General features: G+C 65.5%; 17 protein-coding genes and 1 pseudogene. 14 read left to right on the top strand and 4 right to left on the bottom strand.

Annotated elements, in window-relative coordinates; translation table 11 throughout:
- Positions 1–16 precede the first annotated feature (16 nt).
- The 5 genes from NHH73_17795 (at position 17) to NHH73_17775 (ending at position 6,953) form a co-directional block, all read left to right on the top strand.
- Positions 17–2,017 carry a serine hydrolase gene (locus NHH73_17795; GenBank protein ID USX24470.1) on the top strand — a complete coding sequence of 667 codons (2,001 nt, stop codon included), beginning with the start codon at positions 17–19 and terminating at the stop codon, positions 2,015–2,017.
- Positions 2,018–2,045: 28 nt separating this feature from the next.
- Positions 2,046–3,533, top strand: coding sequence for a M81 family metallopeptidase (locus NHH73_17790; protein ID USX24469.1), 1,488 nt, complete (start codon positions 2,046–2,048; stop codon positions 3,531–3,533).
- 76 nt (positions 3,534–3,609) lie between these two features.
- Positions 3,610–4,302: an XRE family transcriptional regulator gene (locus NHH73_17785; protein ID USX24468.1), complete on the top strand. Its 693-nt coding sequence runs from the start codon at positions 3,610–3,612 to the stop codon at positions 4,300–4,302.
- 210 nt (positions 4,303–4,512) lie between these two features.
- Positions 4,513–5,646, top strand: coding sequence for an FAD-binding oxidoreductase (locus tag NHH73_17780; protein ID USX24467.1), 1,134 nt, complete (start codon positions 4,513–4,515; stop codon positions 5,644–5,646).
- Complete coding sequence (locus NHH73_17775) at positions 5,640–6,953, top strand: peptide MFS transporter (protein ID USX24466.1); 1,314 nt, start codon at positions 5,640–5,642, stop codon at positions 6,951–6,953. Before NHH73_17780 ends, NHH73_17775 begins: the two co-directional genes overlap by 7 nt.
- Before the next feature lie 38 nt (positions 6,954–6,991).
- Here the strand turns inward: NHH73_17775 and NHH73_17770 are convergent, their stop codons facing one another.
- Both NHH73_17770 and NHH73_17765 read right to left on the bottom strand, forming a co-directional pair.
- A complete protein-coding gene (locus NHH73_17770; GenBank protein ID USX29650.1) occupies positions 6,992–7,264 on the bottom strand; it encodes a putative addiction module antidote protein in 273 nt (90 codons plus the stop codon).
- Between the two features lie 38 nt (positions 7,265–7,302).
- Positions 7,303–7,464 (bottom strand): annotated as a pseudogene (locus NHH73_17765) (type II toxin-antitoxin system RelE/ParE family toxin).
- 154 nt (positions 7,465–7,618) lie between these two features.
- Here NHH73_17765 and NHH73_17760 point away from each other — a divergent pair.
- Complete coding sequence (locus tag NHH73_17760; GenBank protein ID USX24465.1) at positions 7,619–9,301, top strand: DUF4041 domain-containing protein; 1,683 nt, start codon at positions 7,619–7,621, stop codon at positions 9,299–9,301.
- 45 nt (positions 9,302–9,346) lie between these two features.
- Here NHH73_17760 and NHH73_17755 read toward each other — a convergent pair whose 3' ends face one another.
- On the bottom strand, positions 9,347–9,952 hold the full coding sequence (locus NHH73_17755) for an NAD(P)H-dependent oxidoreductase (protein USX24464.1): 606 nt from the start codon (positions 9,950–9,952) through the stop codon (positions 9,347–9,349).
- Between the two features lie 188 nt (positions 9,953–10,140).
- Here NHH73_17755 and NHH73_17750 point away from each other — a divergent pair, with 188 nt between their 5' ends.
- A complete protein-coding gene (locus tag NHH73_17750; GenBank protein ID USX24463.1) occupies positions 10,141–11,046 on the top strand; it encodes an AraC family transcriptional regulator in 906 nt (301 codons plus the stop codon).
- An 8-nt stretch (positions 11,047–11,054) separates the two neighbouring features.
- On the opposite strand, the gene NHH73_17745 is transcribed toward NHH73_17750, so the two are convergent.
- A complete protein-coding gene (locus NHH73_17745; protein ID USX24462.1) occupies positions 11,055–11,519 on the bottom strand; it encodes a cache domain-containing protein in 465 nt (154 codons plus the stop codon).
- A gap of 312 nt (positions 11,520–11,831) precedes the next feature.
- On the opposite strand from NHH73_17745, the gene NHH73_17740 reads away from it, so the two are divergent.
- From NHH73_17740 to NHH73_17710, 7 genes are all read left to right on the top strand, one after another.
- Positions 11,832–13,514, top strand: coding sequence for an AMP-binding protein (locus tag NHH73_17740; protein ID USX24461.1), 1,683 nt, complete (start codon positions 11,832–11,834; stop codon positions 13,512–13,514).
- Positions 13,515–13,667: 153 nt separating this feature from the next.
- Complete coding sequence (locus NHH73_17735; protein USX24460.1) at positions 13,668–14,141, top strand: (2Fe-2S)-binding protein; 474 nt, start codon at positions 13,668–13,670, stop codon at positions 14,139–14,141.
- Positions 14,142–14,151: 10 nt separating this feature from the next.
- Positions 14,152–16,386 carry a xanthine dehydrogenase family protein molybdopterin-binding subunit gene (locus NHH73_17730; GenBank protein ID USX24459.1) on the top strand — a complete coding sequence of 745 codons (2,235 nt, stop codon included), beginning with the start codon at positions 14,152–14,154 and terminating at the stop codon, positions 16,384–16,386.
- Positions 16,387–16,569: 183 nt separating this feature from the next.
- Positions 16,570–17,721 (top strand): DegT/DnrJ/EryC1/StrS aminotransferase family protein, encoded by a 1,152-nt coding sequence (locus NHH73_17725; protein ID USX24458.1) that lies wholly within the window; start codon positions 16,570–16,572, stop codon positions 17,719–17,721.
- 146 nt (positions 17,722–17,867) lie between these two features.
- Complete coding sequence (locus NHH73_17720; GenBank protein ID USX29649.1) at positions 17,868–19,511, top strand: glycosyltransferase family 39 protein; 1,644 nt, start codon at positions 17,868–17,870, stop codon at positions 19,509–19,511.
- Complete coding sequence (locus NHH73_17715; GenBank protein ID USX24457.1) at positions 19,508–20,521, top strand: glycosyltransferase; 1,014 nt, start codon at positions 19,508–19,510, stop codon at positions 20,519–20,521. The genes NHH73_17720 and NHH73_17715 overlap by 4 nt, the downstream gene beginning before the upstream one ends.
- Positions 20,518–21,447 carry a formyltransferase gene (locus NHH73_17710; GenBank protein ID USX24456.1) on the top strand — a complete coding sequence of 310 codons (930 nt, stop codon included), beginning with the start codon at positions 20,518–20,520 and terminating at the stop codon, positions 21,445–21,447. The genes NHH73_17715 and NHH73_17710 overlap by 4 nt, the downstream gene beginning before the upstream one ends.
- Positions 21,448–21,454: the final 7 nt, after the last annotated feature.

The following is a 21,454-nucleotide window of genomic DNA, read 5'->3' as shown; positions in this document are numbered from 1 at the left end:
CGCGAAGGACCACCCGATGAAACTACGCAGCATTTTCTCCGCCGCACTCATGCTGAGCCTGGCGCTGGGCGCGGCGGCGCAAGCCCCGGCCATCGATCCGCAAGTGCCGCCCATGCCGCCAATGCCGGCGGCGCCAACGGCGTCGGCGCCGGGCGGCGGCGGGGCGGTCGCCGCCCCCGGCAAGCCGCTGGACGCGACCGACCTGTCGGCCTGGCTCGACGGCAGGGTACCCTACGCGCTCAAAAGCGGCGAGATCGCCGGCATGGTGATCAGCGTCGTCAAGGACGGCAAGGTGCTGCTGGAGAAGGGCTACGGCCTGGCGGACGTCGCCGCCGCCGTGCCGATGGACCCGGCCACCTCGCTGGTGCGGCCCGGCTCGACGTCCAAGCTGTTCACCTGGACCGCCGTCATGCAGCTGGTGCGGCATGGCAAGATCGATCTCGACCGCAGCGTCAACGATTACCTCGACTTCAAGATCGACGAGCGCTTCGGCAAACCGGTGACGATGCGCCATTTGATGAACCACCGCGCCGGCTTCGAGGAGGGCATCAAGGACTTGCTCGGCTTCGATCCGGCGCAGGCGCAGACCACCGAGCGCTATTTAAAAGAGCATCCGCGCCCGATGCTGTTCGCGCCGGGCACGGTGCCGGCGTATTCGAACTACGGCGTCGCGCTGGCCGGCTATATCGTCCAGCGCGTCTCGGGCGAACCGTTCGAGGCTTACGTCGAGCACCACATCTTCCGCCCGCTCGGCATGCTGCATTCGACCTTCGTCCAGCCGTTGCCCAAGGGTTTCCCGGGGTGGCTGTCGAAGGGCTACCGCACCACCGGCGAGCCACCGTCCGAATTCGAACTGGTCATCACGGCGCCGGCCGGCTCGGTGACCACCACCGCCGCCGACATGTCCCGCTTCATGCTGGCCCACCTGGGCCAGGGCGCGGTCGATGGCGTTCGCATCCTCGACGCCGCCACCACGGCGCGCATGCACAGTCCCAGCGAATCGGCCCCGCCCGGTTTCGGCGTGATGGCGCACGGCTTTTTCCGTGGCACGCAGAACGGCCGCGAAGTGATCGGCCACGGCGGCGACACCATCGTCTACCACACGGAGATGAACCTGTTGCCGGGGGAGGGCGTGGGCATCTTCTTCACCTTCAACAGCCGGGGCAAGGATGACGCCGTGTACGGCGCGCGCAAGGAGCTGTTCGACGGCTTCATGGACCGCTACTTCCCCGCAGCGCCGGCCGCCATCGAGCCCGCGCTCGCCTCGGCCGTGGCCGACGCGCAGCGCATCGCCGGCAGCTACCAGAGTTCGCGCCGGGTCGAACACGGTTTCCTGAGCCTGCTCTATCTGCTGCAGCAGAGCACCATCACGGCTAATCCGGACGGCACCATCACGGCGCCGGAAGCGACCGGCGGCATCGCCACCTACCGCGAAACCGGCCCGCAGCGCTGGCGCAAGGTTGGTGGTCAGCAGATGCTGATGCTGACCGAGGTGGACGGCGTCAAGACCGTCATCGACAGCGAAAATCCGGTATCGGTGCTGCAAGAGGGTTCGGTGCTGCGTTCGTCGGCGCTCAACCTTGGGGTATTGGTGTTTTCCGTGGCGATGTTGTTGTGCGCGCTGCTCGTATGGCCGCTGGGCGCGATGTTGCGGCGCGCCGACCGCGCCACCAGCGGCGCCACGCCTCAGGTGCGCAGGCTGCGCGCGCTGCAACGGGGCGCGGTCGCCGTGGCCTTGCTGTACCTGGGCGCGTGGTTCTTGCTGATCATGCCTTTGCTCAGTACCGACGTCGGCGTCTACCGCACGGCGATCGACTGGGTGGTGGGCCTGCTGGAAGTCAGCGGCCTGCTGGCCGTGGGCGCGGCCGCTGTCGGCGTCTGGGTGGCGTGGCGCATGCCGCGCGCCGGCGCCACCCGCCTGACGCGCGCGTGGGCCGTGCTGGTGGCGCTGGCCTTGCTGGGCGTGGTCTGGATCGGCGTGGTCGGCCAATTGATGACGTGGAACCTCAACTATTAAATCCAGACGACAGCTACCGGAGCAGCGCATGAAATTTTTCATTGCCCATTTCGCCACCGAGACCAACACCTTCGCCGCCGCGCCGACGGGCTTGGGCGATTTCGAGGGCATCGGCATCTTCCACGGCGACGCCAGCCGTCGCGACCCGGAGGGCACGGGATCGTTCATGCGCTTCCTGCGCGGCCTGATCGAGGGCGACGGCGGCGAGGTCGTCGAAAGCCTGTGCACCTTGGCGCAGCCGGGCGGGCGCACGGTGCGCCATGTGTACGAAGCTTTGCGCGACGAGATCCTGGCCGACTTGCGCGCGGCGCTGCCGGTCGACGCCGTGCAACTGCTGCTGCATGGCGCCATGGTCGCCGAGGGCCATGATAATTGCGAGGGCGACCTGACGGCGCGCATCCGCGGCATCGTCGGTCCGGACGTGGCGGTCGGCGTCGAGCTCGACCTGCATTGCCATTTCACGCGACAGCTGCACGCGGCGGCCGACGTGGTCATCGCCTTCAAGGAATATCCGCACACCGACACCGAGGAGCGCGGCCTTGAGTTGTACCGGCTGCTGCTGGACACGGCGCTGCGGCGCGTGCGTCCCGTCACCGCCGTGTTCGACTGCAAGATGATGGGCCTGTGGCACACCACGAAGGAGCCGATGCGCGGCTTCGTCGCGCGCATGGGCGAGGCCGAGCGCGAGCCGGGCGTGCTGTCCGTGTCGCTCGGGCACAGTTTTCCGTGGGGCGACGTGCCGGAGGCGGGCGCCAAGCTGTGGGTGGTGACCGACAACGATCCGGCGCTGGCGCGCGCGGTGGCCGACCGGCTCGGGCGCGAGTTCTGGTCGCTGCGCGAACGCAGCGGGCCGGAGGTGGTCGGCATCGATGCGGCGCTCGACGACGCGCTCGAAGGCGCGGGCGATTTTGCGCCGGGAACCGGTCCGGTGGTGCTGGCCGACATTTCGGACAATCCTGGCGGCGGTGCGGCAGGCGATAGCACCTTCATCCTGCGCCGGCTGATCGAACGCGGCATTGCCAACGTCGCCCTCGGCGCGATCTGGGATTTGGGCGCAGTACACATTTGCAGGAGCGCGGGCGTGGGCGCGCAGCTGGACTTGCGCATCGGCGGCAAGTGCGGACCGGCCTCCGGCCAGCCGGTCGACTTGCGCGTGACCGTGCGCGCGGTTGTCGCCAATCACAGCCAGGGCGCGCTGGGTGCGCGCGAGCGGCTGGGCGACTGCGTCTGGGTCGAGGCGGCCAACGGCCTGCACCTGCTGCTGTCGTCGATCCGCACCCAAACCTACGGCACCGACGCCTTCACCGGCATCGGCATCGGGTTGGCCGACAAGGCTTTCGTCGTGGTGAAATCGACCCAGCACTTTTACGCCGATTTCGCGTCGCTGGCGCGCAAGGTGTACTACGTCAGCACGCCCGGCGCGATGGATTTCGACTTCGCGGCCATTCCGTACCGGCTGTTCCCGCTCGACCATTGGCCTCGGATGGCGAACCCGCATGGCGCGGCAGGAATTTAGCATCCTGGAAAACGGGGCGCCGAGTTTTCAATCCGGGCAAGGGCGTCTATAATAAGCGCTCTTACAGGGAATATGCATGGCCACTAAACGCGCGAGCACGCACGGCACGGAACGGGACGGCGACCTGGGCGAGTCGCTCAGGCGCATCCGCAAGGAGCGCGGCTTGACCCTGATCGAGGCGGGCGCCCGTAGCGGCATGCCGATGTCGACCATCTCCAAGATCGAGAACAACAAGATGTCGCTGAGCTACGACAAGCTGCTGCGCATTTGCAACGCGCTCGAGGTCGACATTTCGCAGCTGTTCAGCGGCGCGGCGGCGGTCGGCAAGCCGGCGGCGCCGGCCGCCAGCGGGCGCCGCAGCATCAACCGGCGCGGCACCGGCTACGCCATCAACACGCCGAATTATTCGCATCTGTATCCGGCGGCGGATCTGCTCAACAAGCGCGCCGTGCCCATCATCGCCGAGATCCACACCCGTTCGCTTGCCGAGTTCGGCGAGATGATCAGCCATCCCGGCGAGGAGTTCGCCATGGTCCTCGAGGGCACGGTCGACCTGTACACGGACCTGTACGCGCCGGCGCGGCTGGAGACGGGCGACTCGATCTATTTCGACAGCGGCATGGCGCACGCCTACATCGCCGTCGGCGAAGGATGCTGCCGCGTGTTGTCGGTGTGCACCTCGGACGAGCCGAACCAGGAAGCCATGTACACCGCGCTGATGGAAGCGCCGCCGGCGCAGCCGGCGGTCGTCAAAAAAGCCAGGAAGTAGCGCCGTCCGGGTACGGGCGCCGTGTGACCGCGTCCAAAATTTCCACTCCTGAAATACGATTTCCGCCGCATTCTACGGGCGGCAGGCGGCGTCATGCCGGCCAATCGGCAACGCTCGCGCGTCAATTCAAAAAACGCTTGCGCGCTTCTCCATACTCACCTATCTTTCGTATATAGAAAATTTTCTTATTTCGAAAATATAGGGAGTCGTATGAGTCAGGAAACCGCGGACTTCATCGTGATCGGCGCCGGCATCGGCGGCGCCTCGGTCGCCTACTGGCTGTCGCGCCAGGCGCGCGTGATCGTGCTGGAGGCCGAAACGCAGCCGGGCTATCACAGCACGGGACGCTCGGCGGCGCTGTTCATGGAAAGCTACGGGCCGGACCAGGTTCGCGCGCTGAGCCGCGCCGGCATCGACTTCTTCAGGAACCCGCCGGCCGGCTTTTGCGAACACCCGCTGCTGACGCCACGGGGCGCCTTCGTGTTCGCCGGGCCCGGCCAGGAGGCCGAGCTTGACGCCCACGAGGCTGCGGTGCGCGCCACCTCGTCGTTGGCGCGGCGGCTGGACGCGCGCGAGGCGCTGGAATTCCTGCCGGTGCTGCGTGCGGACCACGTCATCGGCGGCGTGCTCGAACAGGACGCCTCGGACATCGACGTCGATGCGCTGTTGCAGGGCTTCCTGCGCGGCACGCGCCAGCACGGCGGACGCACCGTCTACGACGCCGCCGTCACCGGCCTGCGCCGCGCCGACGGCCAGTGGACCGTCACCACCGCGCGCAGCGTCTTCCAGGCTCCGGTGATCGTCAACGCCGCCGGCGCCTGGGCCGACACCGTCGCCCGGATGGCGGGTGCCGACCCGGTCGGCCTGGTGCCCAAACGCCGCTCCGCCTTCCTGTTCGCGCCGCCCGAGGGCATCGCCTCGTCGCACTGGCCGCTGTTCCTGGATGTGCAGGAATCGTTCTACATCAAGCCGGACGCGGGCATGCTGCTGGGCTCGCCATGCAACGCCGACCCGGTCGCCCCGCACGACGTGCAGGCCGAGGAGCTCGACATCGCCATCGCCATCGACAACATCGAGCGCATGACGACCCTGCGCATCCGCCGCCCGGCGCACGTGTGGGCAGGCCTGCGCACCTTCGTCGCCGACGGCGAACTGGTGGGCGGATACGACCCCAAGGTCCCCGACTTTTTCTGGGCGGCGGGCCAGGGCGGCTACGGCATCCAGTCGGCGCCCGGCGCCGGCCGCTATTACGCATCGGTGTTGTTGGGCGAAGGCGCCGGCGTCTTGCCGGCCTTGTCCGGCTTCGATCCGGCCCGTATCAGCCCGGCGCGCTTCCCATGCTGACGCCCGGTATGCGTGACAACGGCACCTGGTTCGGCCAGCCCAAGGGGCTGACGATTCTGTTCCTGACCGAGATGTGGGAGAAGTTTTCGTTCTTCGGCATGCGCGCGCTGCAAATCTACTACATGACCAAGGAGCTGCACTACACGCAGGCGTTCTCCTCGATCGTGTTCGGCGCCTACGCGGCCGGCGTCTACCTGACGCCGATTTTCGGCGGCCTGATCGCCGACCGCTGGCTGGGTCGCAGGACGGCCGTCGTCGCCGGCGGCGCGCTGATGGCCGTCGGCCACTTCATGATGGCGTTCGAAGCCCTGTTTTTCCCGGCCATGGTCGTCATCGCGATCGGCAACGGGCTGTTCCTGCCCAATCTGCCCAGCCAGGTGCCGCTGCTCTATCCCAAGGGCGATCCGCGCGCCGGCGCCGCGTTCAACGTCTACTATATGGGCGTCAACCTCGGCGGCTTGCTCGCCCCGCTCATTTGCGGCACGCTCGGCGAGGTGTACGGCTGGCACTACGGTTTTGGCGCGGCCGGCATCGGCATGTGCCTCGGGCTGGCGATCTACATTTTGGGCGGCAAGCATCTGCCCGCCGAGGTCTCCAGAACGGCCGACCGGCAGGCGCCGGTGGCGGAGGGCGGCGGCGGCGGCAGCATCCGCATGCTGGTCGGCGTCGCGCTTGCCGTCATGCTGTTCCGCATCGCCTACGAGCAGACCGGCAACACCTTTGCCGTCTGGGCCGACACGGCGGTAGAGCGCCAGGCGTTCGGGATGACGATACCCGTCACCTGGTTCCAATCGCTCAATCCGATGTTCGTCATTTTGCTCAGTCCGCTATTGGTGCGGGTCTGGAACCGCCGCGCGGCCAGTGGCAGGGCAACGCCGGCGCTCGAACGCATGAGCATGGGCGCCCTCGGCGTCGGCGCCGCCTATGCCATGCTGGCCGCGTTGATCGTCGTCTGCGGCGCCGGCGGCTTTGCCATCAGCTGGCTGTGGCTGGTGGCCTTCTTCGGCCTCTTCACGCTGGCCGAGTTGTATATTCTTCCGGTCGGGCTGGGTCTGTTCGCCAGCCTGGCGCCCAAGCGTTTCGCCGCCACCACCATCGCCGCCTGGTTCTTCTGCTCGTTCACCGGCAACCTGCTGTCCGGCTTTGCCGGCGCGCTGTGGGAGCTGGTCACGCCGCAAGGTTTCTTCATGCTGATGGCCGGTATCTGCATCGTATCGGGCCTGGCGCTGCACGCGATTCACCGCGCCCATCGTTCAAGCGAGGTGGCGTTGCCGACAGTCGCGGCCGCGGCTGATAAGCCGGTCTAAGGCCTGCGACGTCGCGACCAACTTGGGAGGGGCAATCATCACACGCTCACAACTCGATGCACGCCCAGCCTCAGGCCCGCAGCATTAAGCACAGCCAGCAGCGTTTTCACGGTCGGGTTGCCATTAGGGGACAGTGCACGGTAGAGACTTTCGCGTGGAATGCCTGCACGTTCGGCGACCAAGGCCATGCCTTGAGCTTCCGCGACATGGCGTAACGCAGCGAGTAGCGCTTGGCGTCCACCAGCCTGATCGACTTCCTCCATCGCCGTGGCCAAGTATTCATCTGCAAAAGCAGGATCTTCGCGCAGCATCTCTACTACCGTCTCGTCGTGTGGTCGGGATGATTTTTTCACGATGCGGTTCTCCTATTCCAATCTTTCCAATATGCGACCGCAGTATCGATGTCCGTCTGCTGCTTGCGTTTATCGCCACCGGCCAGTATCAGCAAAAGTTTTTCTCCGGCTCTAGCATAGTAAACACGGTAGCCGGGGCCGTGATCGATGCGCAGCTCAATTGTGGATTATATGTTACACGCTTTCGAAACCGCACAGGAAAAGTTGTTCCGATTTGCACTCATCATTTTCCCATCTGTAACAATTGGCGAGAATCCGCTTTGAATTGCTCGGTATCATGTGACCTTTAAAATTTCATAACAAAAGGCCACGATGAGCTTTGCGCTATCTCTTATTTGCTTCGTATTGATTGGAGTCTTGTTTTATGAGCGCCGTCGGTCGATAGCAAAAATCCATGCAGCCGAGACGTCGCACGCGGCGGCGAACGCTGAGCACGATCGAGAGGTGGCGCAAATGCGCCGCGCGTTCGATACTGCAAACGCCGCTAGCCAAGCAGAGATTGCGTCGTTATCGCCCTTCAAGCAAGTTCGCGACGCAAGCCGCAAGGCCGAGGAGATCCGTATCCAGGCCTCCGAGTTTTTTGCGAATGCGCAAGCGGATGCGCGGCAGGTGGAGAAAGATGCCGGCCAGCGCGCCGCTGCAGTCATGGCTGCAGCGCAAGTCGAAGCCGCAAATCTTAGATCATTTGCCGAAAACGCGAGCCGAACCCGCAAGCAAGAGGCCGAATCTCTTCTCGCTAACGCGGCCCGGCAGTCGGAGAGCATCGTCCTGGCGGCCAAGGAGAGGGCGCAAGAAATCGCCGGTGATGCGTTCAGAGCGTTGAACGAGGCCGATTCGATCGCCAAGGTCGCTAATGCGATGCGCAATGTCGTCGAGGGATATGGTGATCGATATCTACAGCCGTCGTTCAGTCTTCTAGATGATCTTGCAGAGGAATACGGCTTTGAGGACGCCGGACAGCAATTGCGTCTTTCGCGGGAACGCACCAAACGCATGGTCGAGGAGAAGCAGGCTGCGATTTGCGACTATGTTGAGCCACACAGGCGCGATACCGCCATCCGTTTTGTCATTGACGCGTTCAACGGACGTGTAGATTCTATTCTGTCGCGGGTAAAGTCTGACAACTTCGGAACCTTGGATCAGCAGATACGCGATGCATACGCGATGGTCAACCACAATGGCGGAGCATTCCGCAATGCTCGGGTGAGTGAGTCCTTCCTGTCGACCCGACTTGATGAACTCCGTTATGCGAGCCTGGTTCAGGCGCTCAAAGAACGAGACAAGGAGGAACAGCGACGCATTCGCGAGCAGATCCGTGAAGAGGAAAAGGCGCGGCGCGAGATTGAGCGCGCGTTGCGGAACGCCGAAAAAGAGGAGGAGGCGCTTCAGAAGGCGATGGCGCGCGTCCAGGCGCAGGTAGCGAAGGCGAATGACGAGCAGCGATCGGTCTTTGAGGCACAGCTTCTTGAGCTGCAAGCCAAACTTTCAGAAGCCGAATCGCGGGGGCAACGAGCCCTCTCGATGGCTCAGCAAACGAAGGCCGGCCACGTCTATGTCATATCGAACGTTGGCAGCTTCGGCGAACACATGTACAAGCTTGGCATGACGCGTCGACTTGAGCCACTTGACCGCGTTAAGGAACTGGGGGATGCGAGCGTCCCGTTCAGCTTCGATGTACACGCGATGATTTGGTCGGAGGACGCTCCGCGTCTGGAGGCGCAGTTGCACAAAGTGTTCGTGCGCGCACAAGTCAACAAGGTCAATCCACGTAAGGAATTCTTTAAGGTGCCGCTCAGTGAAATTCGCGGTTATCTTGATCATCAAGGTGTCAATGCAAGCTGGACGATGGCTGCGATCGCAGCGGAGTTCCGCGAAACTATCGCGCTCGAGAAGCGCCTCGCAGAGAGTCCCGCCGTGGCGAATGAATGGCTGAACTATCAGATGGCTGCGGCGGACGAGCAGCAGAATGATTCCATCGAATTGGAAGTTGAATAGGCCGCGCGATATTCCTCGGCAAGTGTCGGAGTGCTGGAGAGCGCATCAGAGATGGTCGTCGAATCCGATCCCGGCGAGGTGTTTGCGCAGCCGCGCGACATCGCCTTCGACATCGGCCTGCTTCACCACGTCAAAACAGGAGAAGGAGGGCAGGATCTCGGCACCGCAGAACTTGTAGTTGGCGGTGTTGGCGACAAAGACATCGTCCACGCTTTTTCCATCGAACAGCGATTGGCGAGGGTCGCCGAAGGCCGCCGCAGGCGCGTTCCACGTCAGCGACAGCATGTACTTTTTGCCGTGCATCTTGCCGCCGCTGCCGTACTGCTTGCTCGGATCGTCGCGGGTGCGTCCGTCGTCGGTCAGCAAACTCTGGTGCACCAGGCCAGCGGTGAACACCTCGTCGACATATTTCTTGTAGATCCACGGCGTGCCGAACCAGTAGACCGGCGTTTGCAGCACGATCAGGTCGGCGTCGACGTGTTTTTGCACTTCCCCGGCGATATCGTAGCCTTCCTGTATCGACGTTTCCACGATTTCGTAACCCCGTTGCGCCATTTCTTCCTTGATGACGCCGGCCATCTTCTGGTTCAACTTGCCCGGGGCGAAGCCTTCGTAAAACTGGTGCGCATTAATAATTAGTACTTTTTTCATCGTTGATCCTGTCGGTGGCCGTGGCGGTGATTGTTGCTGAGTGCCGACATTGTGGCGCCGCGCCGGTGAAAACCGGTTGCCGGATCCGATGGGCTTTTTGCCTGATTTGACGAGTCGTCGCGCAGGCCGGAAAACCGGCCCGCAAGCCGTGCTACGCTCCGGGAGGTTGGCTTGAACGCGAGGATGCGATGAATGTTGGAGTGGAAAAGCCGTCGGCGGCGGAAGACGATTTGGCCGAACTGATCAGTGAGATTGCCCAAACCGATGGCGACTACGCCACCCCGGTGCCCGAGCTCATGGTGTACCGGCGCAGCGCCGCGACCGACCCGATGCCCTGCATTTTAGGCATGGGCTTGGGCATGGCGGTGCGGGGCGAAAAGCGGGTGACACTGGGGACCGACATCTACGACTTCAAGCCGGGGCAAACCCTGGTGACCTCGGTCGACCTGCCGGTGGTTACTTATGTGACGAGCGCCAGCCTGGCCGAGCCGTATCTGGGCCTATGGCTGCAACTCGATGCCCGCGTGATCGGGCAGGTGGCCGCCACCATGGATTTCCCCACGCCGGCGACGACCGGCTCGTCCTTGGGGCTGACGGTCGCCACGCCGGACGCCGGCCTGCGGCGCGCGTTGATCCAGCTGCTGCGCCTGCTGCGCGAGCCGGCACTGGTACCGCTGGTGGCACCGCTGGTGCAGCAGGAGATTGCCGTCCGCCTGCTCACGGGCGAACACGGTCCGACCTTGCGCCGCCTGGTCATGGCCGGCTCGCCGAGCCAGCAGATCGCCAGAGTGATCGCCTGGCTGAAACAGCATTTCACGAAGAATTTTCCGATGGACGACCTGGCCACGCAGGCGCACATGAGCCCGTCCACTTTCCGCCAGCACTTCCGAGAGGTGGCGGGCATGAGCCCCCTGCAATACTTGAAACAGCTGCGCTTGCAGGACGCGCGGCAATTGATGCTGAACGAGGATATCGACGCCGGCAGCGCCGCCGTGCGGGTGGGCTACGAGAGCGCCTCCCAGTTCAGCCGCGAGTACACGCGGCTGTTCGGCGCGCCGCCGCTGAGGGACATCCGGCGCCTGCAGGAGTCATGACGGCCCGTTTATTGTTTATAGATGCCGCAGCCGATCACCAGCTCGTCGACCTTCTCGACATAGGTCGATTTCGGTTCGATCGCCTTGGTGACCGGATGCGGCCATTTGTAGTCGACCCAGCCTTTGCCCTTGGCCTTGGCGACGTCGAGCATCATCTTGATGAAGAGCTTGTCGTCCGAATCCTTCAGGGCGGTCAAGTCCTTGCCGATCAGCTTGGCGTTAGCGCCGTGCGAGAGCATCTTGCCGTTCATGTCCATGACGAACACGTACAAGTCGCGGTCCTTGAACGGGCCTGCCGTGTCGTTGAAGGCGGCGTAGGATTTCGCCGGACCGTTGGCCTTCAGATATTCGGCGGCGCGTTGCACCAGCGCGGTGGCCTCGGCCGCCGTGCCCCGGTCGTCTGCCGCCAGCACCGGAATGTGCAGGGCCAGCACGCAGGCCGCGACGGACATCGACTTCAGCAGTTGTTTCATACTCGTCTCCTTGAGGTTGTCTTTATGGTCTTTGCGTCAGCACGGCGACCGTTTTTTGAGCGTGTGTCCCATCGTAGTCGGTACATCGGCCCGGAAATGTAACAGCCTCGACAATTAACGTCGTAGAAGTTTAAACGTTGCACTAAAACAACTACCAAACCACCGTCCGATTGTCGCCGCATTGGCAATGCGGTCAAAACTTCTGTGCTACGCTGATTGTTGACTTACGTTTACGTAAACGTAAAAATCGACCAGCAATCATTGCAAGCGCAGTTCACAAAATGACTGGTACCTGGCCACGAGGAGATTTTTATGCAGCAAAATTTGAGCTACGTTCACGGCGCCCATGACGTGCCGCTCATCGGTGTGACGATCGGCCCGTATCTGGCCTCGGTCGCCGCGCGCCACGGCGACAGCGACGCCGTGGTGGTGCCGCATCAAAACGTCCGCTGGAGCTACCGCGAGTTCGACGAACGGGTGACCCGCGTCGCCGCCGGCTTGCTCAGGCTGGGCCTGCGGCCGGGCGACCGCGTCGGCATCTGGTCGCAGAACTGCGCCGAGTGGGTACTGGTGCAGTTCGCCACCGCCAGGGCCGGTCTCATCATGGTGAACATCAATCCATCGTACCGGCGTTCGGAGCTCGAATACGTGCTCGACAAAGTCCAATGCAGCGCGCTGATCCTGGCGCCGGCGTTCAAGTCCAGCGACTACATCGCCATCGTGCGCGACGTCGTGCCGGCCATCCACCACGCCAAGCCCGGCGCGCTGCAATCCGACCGGCTGCCGCATCTGCGGCATGTGATCCGGCTGGGCGATGAGCTCACTGAGGGCATGTTCAACTTCAGCGCGTTGCTCGCGCCGCCCACCGACGAACAGCTCGCGCACCTGGCGCGGGTGGAGCACGGGCTGCAGTTCGACGACCCGGTCAACATCCAGTTCACCTCCGGCACCACCGGCGCGCCCAAGGGCGCGACCCTGACCCACCACAACATCCTCAACAACGGCTTCTTCATCGGCGAGGCGATGCGCCTGGACGCCGACGACCGGCTGTGTATCCCGGTGCCGCTGTACCACTGCTTCGGCATGGTGCTGGGCAACCTGGCCTGCGTCACGCACGGCGCCGCCATGGTGTTTCCCGGCGAGGGTTTCGATCCCAAGGCGGTGCTGGAGACGGTGCAGGCCGAACGCTGCACGGCCTTGCACGGCGTGCCGACGATGTTCATCGCCATCCTCGACCATCCGGAGTTCGGCCACTATGACTTGTCGACCTTGCGCACCGGCATCATGGCCGGCTCGCCTTGCCCGACCGAGGTGATGAACCGGGTCATCGGCACCATGCACATGAGCGAGATCACCATCGCCTACGGCATGACCGAGACGTCGCCGGTCAGCTTCCAAAGTTCGATCGACGACCCGGTCGCGTTGCGCGTGGCCACCATCGGCCGGGTGCATCCGCATCTGGAGGTCAAGATCGTCGACGGCTCCGGCCGCATCGTGCCGCGCGGCGTCAAGGGCGAGCTGCTCACGCGCGGCTACTCGGTCATGCTCGGCTATTGGGGCGACGACGAAAAGACCCGCGAAACCATCGACGCGGCGCGCTGGATGCATACCGGCGACCTGGCCGTCATCGACGAAGATGGCTATGCCACCATCGTCGGCCGCTCTAAGGACATGGTCATTCGCGGCGGCGAGAATATCTATCCGCGCGAGGTCGAGGAGTTTCTGTACCGGCACCCCAAAATCCAGGACGTGCAGTGCGTCGGCGTGCCCGATAAAAAATACGGCGAGGAGCTGTGCGCCTGCGTTATCCTGCGGCCGGGCATGCAGGCCGACGCCGACGAGATCCGCGCCTTCTGCGAAGGGCAGATCGCCTACTACAAGGTGCCGCGCTATATCGTGTTCGTCGACGCCTTCCCGATGACGGTGACCGGCAAGATACAAAAGTTCGTGCTGCGCGAACAGGTCGCCGACGGCCTTGGGCTCGCCATGCCATGATCAGCTTGCTGCTGGTTTTTGATTGAACAGGATACGGCAGGCGGATGGAAAACCATCGCTTTAGGCAAGATATCGGTCGGATTCGGCAACCGGTTTCAGGACCGCCAAAGTCATACTTCCAGTGGATAAAATTTCACTGGAGATACGCTTACCATGACCACCCTCAATGTCAACGGCAACGCGCGCGACATCGATGTCGACGCCGACACGCCCATCCTGTGGGCGCTGCGTGACACGCTCGGTCTGACCGGCACCAAGTTCGGCTGTGGCGCGGCGCTGTGCGGCGCCTGCACCGTGCACCTCGACGGCCAGGCGATCCGCTCGTGCGTCACGCCCGTCTCCGCCGCCGACGGCAAGAAGATCACCACCATCGAAGCGGCCACCGACGGCAGCGACCGCGTCGGCAAGGCCGTGCACGCGGCCTGGGTCAAGCACGATGTCGCGCAGTGCGGCTACTGCCAGAGCGGCCAGATCATGAGCGCGATCGCCTTCCTCAAAACGCTGCCGCGCGGGAAGCAGCCGACCGTCGCCGAGATCGAGTCCGCCATGGCCGGCAATATTTGCCGTTGCGGCACTTACGCCCGCATCCGCGCCGCCGTCGCCGACGCCGCCCGCACCCTCGCTTAAAGGAACCATCATGCTGACCAACTTCAATCCGATGGAATTGCCGCGCACGCTGCAAAACATGATCGAGCGCGAGCAGGGCACCGTCTTGGCCTCGGCCAGTCCTCCGCGCCGCGCCTTCCTCAAGGTGATGGGCTTGTCCGGCCTGGCGCTGGGGACGTTCCCGGGCATGACGCTGGCGCAGGAGGCCACCGGCCTCAAACCGACCGGGCAGCCGCTGGCTTTCGTCCGGATCGCGCCGGACGGCGTCGTCACCGTCACCATCAACCGGCTCGAATTCGGCCAGGGCGTGCAGACCGGGCTGCCGATGATCCTGGCCGAGGAACTCGACGCCGACTGGGCGCTCGTCACCGCGCGGATGGGCACCGACGATCCGGCGTATATCGATCCGGTGTTCGGCATGCACATGACCGGCGGCTCCGGCGCCATCAAGCACAGTTATACCCAGTACCGCGAACTGGGCGCGCGCGCCCGCGCGATGCTGCTGACGGCCGCCGCGCAACGCTGGAACGTCGACGTGGCGACCTTGCAAACCCGCGCCGGCAAGGTGCTGGGGCCGGGCGGGCGTCAAATAGGCTATGGCGAGCTGGCGCAGGACGCCGCCGCGCTGCCGGTGCCGCAAAAGGTGGTGCTGAAGGACCCCAAGGACTTCCGCATCATCGGCCGCGCCACCGGCCGCATCGACGCCAAGGCCAAGAGCAGCGGCAAGCAGGCGTTCGGCATCGATACCCATCTTGATGGCCAGTTGACGGCGGTGGTGGCGCGGCCGCCGGTGTTCGGCGCCCGCATTAAATCGGTCGACGACAGCGCCGCGCGCGCCATCAAGGGTGTGCGCGCGGTGCTGCGCGTGCCGCTAGACCGTGGCGCGGAAGGCGTGGCCGTGGTGGCCGATGGCTACTGGAACGCCAAGCGCGGGCGCGACGCCCTGAAACTGGAGTGGAACAGCGACGATGTCGAAAAGGTCGACAGCGAAAAGCAGCTCGCCCAGTACCGCGCGCTGGCCGGCCAGCCCGGCAACCGCAAGTTCGACGCCGACATGGCGCCGCTGGCCGGCGCGCCGCTGAGCATCAAGGCGGACTTCGTGTTCCCGTATCTCGCCCACGCGCCGATGGAACCGCTGAATTGCACCGTCAAGTTGGACGACGGCACCGGCGAAATATGGACCGGCACCCAGATGCCGGGCCTCGACGCGGCCGCCGCCGCGCGCGTGCTGGGCCTCAAGCAGGACAAGGTCAAGATGAACGTCGCGGTAGCAGGCGGTGGTTTCGGCCGCCGCGCCGTGCCCACCAACGACTTCGTGGTGGAGGCGTGCGAGATCGCCAAGGCCGCCCGGGCGGCCGGCGTGGTCGCGCCGATCCGCACCGTGTGGAGCCGCGAGGACGACATCCGCGGCGGCTACTACCGCCCGATGCACCTGCACCGCGCCCACATCGGCTTCGACGCCAGCGGCAACGTGCTGGCGTGGGACCACGCCATCGTCGGCCAGTCGATCACGGCCGGCTCGCCGTTCGAGCCGTTCCAGGTGAAGAACGGCATCGACGGCACCGCCACCGAAGGTATGCGCGATCCGTACCCATTCCCGATGCGCCTGACCGTGCACCATCCGAAGCAGAACGTGCCGGTCCTGTGGTGGCGCAGCGTTGGTTCCAACCACACCGCCTTCGTCATGGAGACGCTGATCGACGAGATCGCGCGCATGACCAAACAGGACCCGGTGGCGTATCGCATGCGTCTTCTCAGCCCGAAGCAGGCGCGCCACCGCGCCGCGCTGCAGCTGGCGGTCGACAAGAGCGGCTATGGCAAACGCCGTCTGGCGGCGGGACGCGCCTGGGGCGTGGCGGTGCACGAGTCGTTCGACAGCGTGGTGGCGTATGTGGTGGAGGCGTCGGTCAAGGAGGGCGAGCCGGTGCTGCACCGCGTCACCGCCGGCGTGCACTGCAACCTGGCGGTCAACCCGCGCAGCATCGAGGCGCAGGTGCAGGGCGGGGCGCTGATGGGCTTGTCGATGTGCCTGCCCGGCGCGGCGATCACGCTCAAGGATGGCGTGGTCGAGCAAAGCAATTTCGGCGATTTCGCGGTGCCGCGCATGCCCAGCATGCCGGCGGTCGACGTGCATATCGTGCCGAGCGCCGAACCGCCGACCGGCATCGGCGAGCCGGGCCTGCCGCCACTGGGGCCGGCCTTCGCCAATGCGCTGGCGCGCGTGACCGGCAAGCCGCTGCGCGACATGCCGTTCAAGCTGGCGTGAGGGACGGCCGGGGGAGAGTCAATCACTTCCCCCGGTAAGTGTCCAGTAAGTGAACTAGCCTGATGATGATCTCCCAGCCTCGGCACTCGGAGAGACAATCATGCGGTTCCCGCGTATTTTCAGCTCGACCAAACAACTAACCATCGCACCGGAACGCGCGCCCCGCGTTGGTGGCTATCGCCCATGACGCGCGAGCTGCCTTTCCTGCCGTTCTCTCGGCCCACCATCGACGAGAGCACCATCGCCGCCGTGGGCGACGTGCTGCGCTCCGGCTGGATCACCAGCGGCCCCAAAGTACGCGAGTTCGAGGAGCGTCTGTCCGCATATTTTGGCGGGCGGCCCGTATTGACCTTCAACTCCGGCACCAGCACCATGGAGATAGCCCTGCGCGTGACCGGCATCGGCCCCGGCGACGAGGTGATCACCACGCCGATCTCGTGGCCGGCCACCGCCAATGTCATTCTCGCCGTGGGCGCCACGCCGGTGTTCGCGGATATCGATCCGGCCACCCGCAACATCGATCTCGATCGACTTGAAGCCGCCATCACGCCGCGCACGCGTGCGCTGCTGCCGGTGCATTTATCCGGCCTGCCGGTGGACATGGAGCGCCTGTACGCGATCGCCGCGCGCCACCGGCTACGCGTGGTGGAGGACGCCGCGCAGGCGTTTGGCTCGCGCTGGCAAGGCAGGCGGATCGGCGCGTTCGGCGATCTGGTGTCGTTCAGCTTTCAAGCCAATAAAAACCTGACCACCGGCGAGGGCGGCTGCCTGGTGCTGAACGACGCGGACGAGGCGGCGCTGGCGGCCAGGCACCGCCTGCAGGGCGTCACCCGCAGCGGTGTCGACGGCATCGATGTCGATCTTCCCGGTGGCAAGCACAACATGAGCGACATCATGGCGGCGATCGGCCTGGGCCAGTTCGCCAACATCGAGGCCGTCACCGCGCACCGGCGCGCGCTGGCGCGCCACTATTTCGCCCGCTTCGGCGACGGCTTCGAAGCCGCGAGCGGCGCCCGGCTGCCGCTGGCCGATTTCGACCACAGCAACTGGCATCTGTTCCAGATCATCCTGCCCGACCGGGGGGCGTCCACGCGCGCCGACTTCATGGAGGCGATGGCGCGCCGGGGGATCGGCACCGGCTTCCATTACGCGGCGATTCATTTGTTCAGCCTGTACCGCGCGCGCGGCTACGCGGAAGGCATGTTCCCGGTCGCCGAACGCGTCGGCCGCCTGACGGTGACCTTGCCGATGTTCCACGCGATGACGTTTGAGGACGTCGAGCGCGTGGTGGCGGCCGTCGAAGCTATCCTGATCCACCCGCAGGCGTCCCAATGAACTTCGATGCGATACACGACGCGGCGCGTCGGCCATTCACCGGCGGCGCTGGCGACGCGTTGCTCGACGACGCGCTCGCCGCGCGCCCGGCGCCGCCGTCCAAACGCGCCGGCGCCACCCCGACGCTGTCGACGGCGCTGCTGTGGATGCTGTTCGGCGGCTTCGTCCTGATCACGCTGGGCGCGCTCGGCGTGCGAACGCTGGTGCCGCCCGACGAGGGCCGCTACGCCGAGATCGGCCGCGAGATGTTCACCAGCGGCGACTGGATCACCACGCGCCTGAACGGCATTAAATATTTCGAGAAGCCGCCGCTGCAAGCGTGGATGAACGCGCTGACCTTCACCCTGTTCGGCCTGGGCGAATGGCAGGCGCGGCTGTGGACCGGCGTCTGCGGCATCGTCGGCGTGGTGATGACCGCCTGTGCCGGGCGTGTGGTGTTTTCGCCCCGCGTCGGGCTGTATGCCGGCCTGGTGCTGGCGTCGACGCTGTTTTGGCTGGCGTCGGGCCAGATCAATTCGCTCGACATGAGCCTGTCGGGCATGATGGCCACCTGCCTGGCGGCCGTGCTGATCGCCCAGCGCGATGGCGCCACCGCCGGCCAGCGGCGCGCCTGGATGCTGGTCGCGTGGGCGGCGATGGCACTGGCGGTGCTGGCCAAAGGCCTGGTCGGCGTGGTGCTGCCGGGCGCCGTGCTGGTGCTCTACGGCGCTGCCGCGCGCGATTGGCGCATCTGGACCCGCCTGCACATGGGCAAGGGATTGCTGTTGTTTTTCACCATCGCCGCGCCCTGGTTCATCCTGGTCGCCCAACGCAACCCCGAACAGCCGTATTTCTTCTTCATCCACGAGCATTTCGATCGCTTCCTGAGCCCTGGCCACCAGCGCGAGGGGCCGTGGTACGCCTTCATCATGCTGCTGCTGCCTGGCATGTTGCCTTGGTTGGGCTGGTTGCCGCACACGTTGGCGGCCGGCGCCAGGCGCGCGCCGGGCCGGTTCCAGCCGCGATTGTTGTTGCTGATCTGGTTCGCCTTCATCTTCGTGTTTTTCAGCATGTCGAGCTCGAAGCTGCCCGGCTACATCGTGCCGGTGTTCCCGGCGTTGGCGTTGCTCACGGCGCTGTGCCTGGACGCCGCCGGCCGCCGTCCGCACATGGTCGCCGCCGCGCTGCTGGCGACGGTCGGCGCTTTGCTGGTGGTCGCGGTGCCGGTGGCGCTGCAGATAGGCGTGGGCGCGGGCGGCTCTGCGGCGCACAGCCTGCGCAGCTACCAGCCGTGGCTGATGTTCGCCGGCTGCATTATGTTAGTCGGCGGTTGCCTGGCGTGGTTCCACGCGGCCCAAGAGCGGCGCGATCCGGCCGTCTTGACGATGGCGGTGGCCGGCTTTCTCGCCACGCACTTGATCGTCGCCGGTTTCGAGGTGTACGGCAAGGACCGCGCCGGCACCGCGCTGCTGCCGGCGATCCGCGCCGAACTGACGCCGGCCACCAAGCTGTACGCCGTCGGCCGCTACGAGCAGTCGCTGACCTTCTATCTGGGCCGGCCGGCCATCCTGGTCGAATACGTGGACGAATTCGCCTTCGGGCTGCAACAGGAACCGCGACTGGCGCTGTCCGGACTGGACGAGTTCGTCGCCCAATGGCGGCAGGACAGCGCCGCCGGCCGGCCCTCGATGGCCATCGCCAGCCAAGCCCTGTACGACCGGCTGCGCCAGCGCGGCGTGCCGATGCGGCTGGTGGCACGCGACGCGCGCCGGCTCGTGATCTCCAATCAACTGACGAAAGAATTGCCATGATGCCCGAATTGTCCATCGTCATTCCGGTCTACAACGAGGAGGAGGGGCTGCCGGGCCTGTTCGCGCGCCTGTATCCGGCACTCGACGCGCTGCGCACCGGCTACGAGATCGTGTTCGTCAACGACGGCAGCCGCGACGCCTCGGTATCGTTGCTGGCCGAGCAGTTCCGGCGGCGGCCCGACGTCACCCGGGTGGTACTGTTCAACGGCAATTACGGCCAGCACATGGCGATCCTGGCCGGCTTCCAATCAGCGCGCGGCGAAATCATGGTCACCCTCGACGCCGACCTGCAAAACCCGCCCGAGGAGATCGGCAAGCTGGTCGACAAGATCCGCGCGGGCCACGACTACGTCGGCTCGATCCGGCGCGTGCGCCAGGATTCGGCCTGGCGCACGTTGGCATCGAAGGCGATGAACCGGATGCGCGAGCGCATCACCCACATCCGCATCACCGACCAGGGCAACATGCTGCGCGCCTACGGCCGCAATGTCATCGACTTGGTCAACCAGTGCGCCGAGGTCAACACCTTCGTGCCGGCGCTGGCCTACACCTTCGCGCGCAATCCGGCCGAGGTCGTGGTCGAGCACGAGGAGCGCGCGGCCGGCGCGTCGAAGTATTCGTTCTACAGCCTGATACGGCTCAACTTCGACCTGGTGACCGGCTTCTCGCTGGTTCCGCTGCAAATGTTCTCGATGCTGGGCATGGCGCTGTCGGGCGCCTCGGGTCTGTTGGTGCTGGTGCTGTTGACGCGCCGGCTGCTGCTCGGCGCCGAGGCCGAAGGCGCGTTCACCTTGTTCGCGCTGCTGTTCTTCTTGATGGGCGTGATCTTGTTCGGCATCGGCTTGCTGGGGGAGTACATCGGCCGCATCTACCAGCAGGTGCGCGCGCGGCCGCGCTATGTGGTGGAAACCATCCTTGAGGAGCTGGCGCCGGCGGCGCGGCGGCAGGTGGCCGACGCCGCCAACGCGGCGGCCATCTCGCAGCGGGAACAGCGCGGGGTGGGGCGGTGACGGCGCCGCGCGCCGTGGTGTTCGCCTACCACGATGTCGGCGTGCGCTGCCTGCGGGTACTGCTGGCCGGCGGCGTGGACGTCGCACTTGTCGTCACGCACGACGAAGATCCGGCCGAGAACATCTGGTACGGCTCGGTGCGGGCGGTTTGCCGCGAACACGGCATCGCCACCACTGTCCATCCCGACCCTGCGGATCCGGCGCTGCTGGCCGCAGTGCGCGCGGCCCGGCCCGATTTCCTGTTCAGTTTTTACTACCGCCACATGCTGCCGGCCGCCGTGCTGGCGGTGGCGCCGGCCTACAACATGCATGGCTCGCTGCTGCCGAAGTTTCGCGGCCGGGCGCCGGTCAACTGGGCCGTGCTGCATGGCGCCGACCGCACCGGCGCCACCTTGCACGAGATGACCGTCAAGCCCGACGCCGGCGCCATCGTGGCGCAGACGGCGGTGCCCATCCTGCCCGACGACACGGCCTTCGAGGTGTTCGGCAAGGTCACCGTGGCGGCGGAGCAGACCTTGTGGGGCGTGCTGCCGGCACTGCTGGCGGGCGATCCTCTGCGCCGCGACAATGACCTGCGGCAGGGCAGTTACTTCGGCGCGCGCACGCCGGCCGACGGCCGCATCGACTGGCACGCCGACGCGCAAACCGTCTACAACCTGCACCGCGCGGTGGCGCCGCCGTATCCCGGCGCGCACACGGAGGTGGGCGGCGTGACGCTGACCTTGGCGCGAGCGCGCCTGCTGCGCGGGGGGGCGGCGTCCGGCACGGCGCCCGGCCTGGCGGTGCTCGACGGCGCGATCGTCGGCGTGTGCGGCGACGGCCGGATGTTGGCCATTTCCTCCTTGCTGGACGGCGCGGCCGAGATATCGCCACAACAGTTACAAACCATGCTGGCCAGTTCGGCGGCGCAGATCGACATCACCTGAGCACATC

The organism is Oxalobacteraceae bacterium OTU3CINTB1 (assembly GCA_024123955.1).
Lineage (GTDB): Bacteria > Pseudomonadota > Gammaproteobacteria > Burkholderiales > Burkholderiaceae_D > Rugamonas.
Note: the sequence above shows the minus strand (reverse complement) of the source record. Positions and strands in the feature narration are given on the sequence as shown.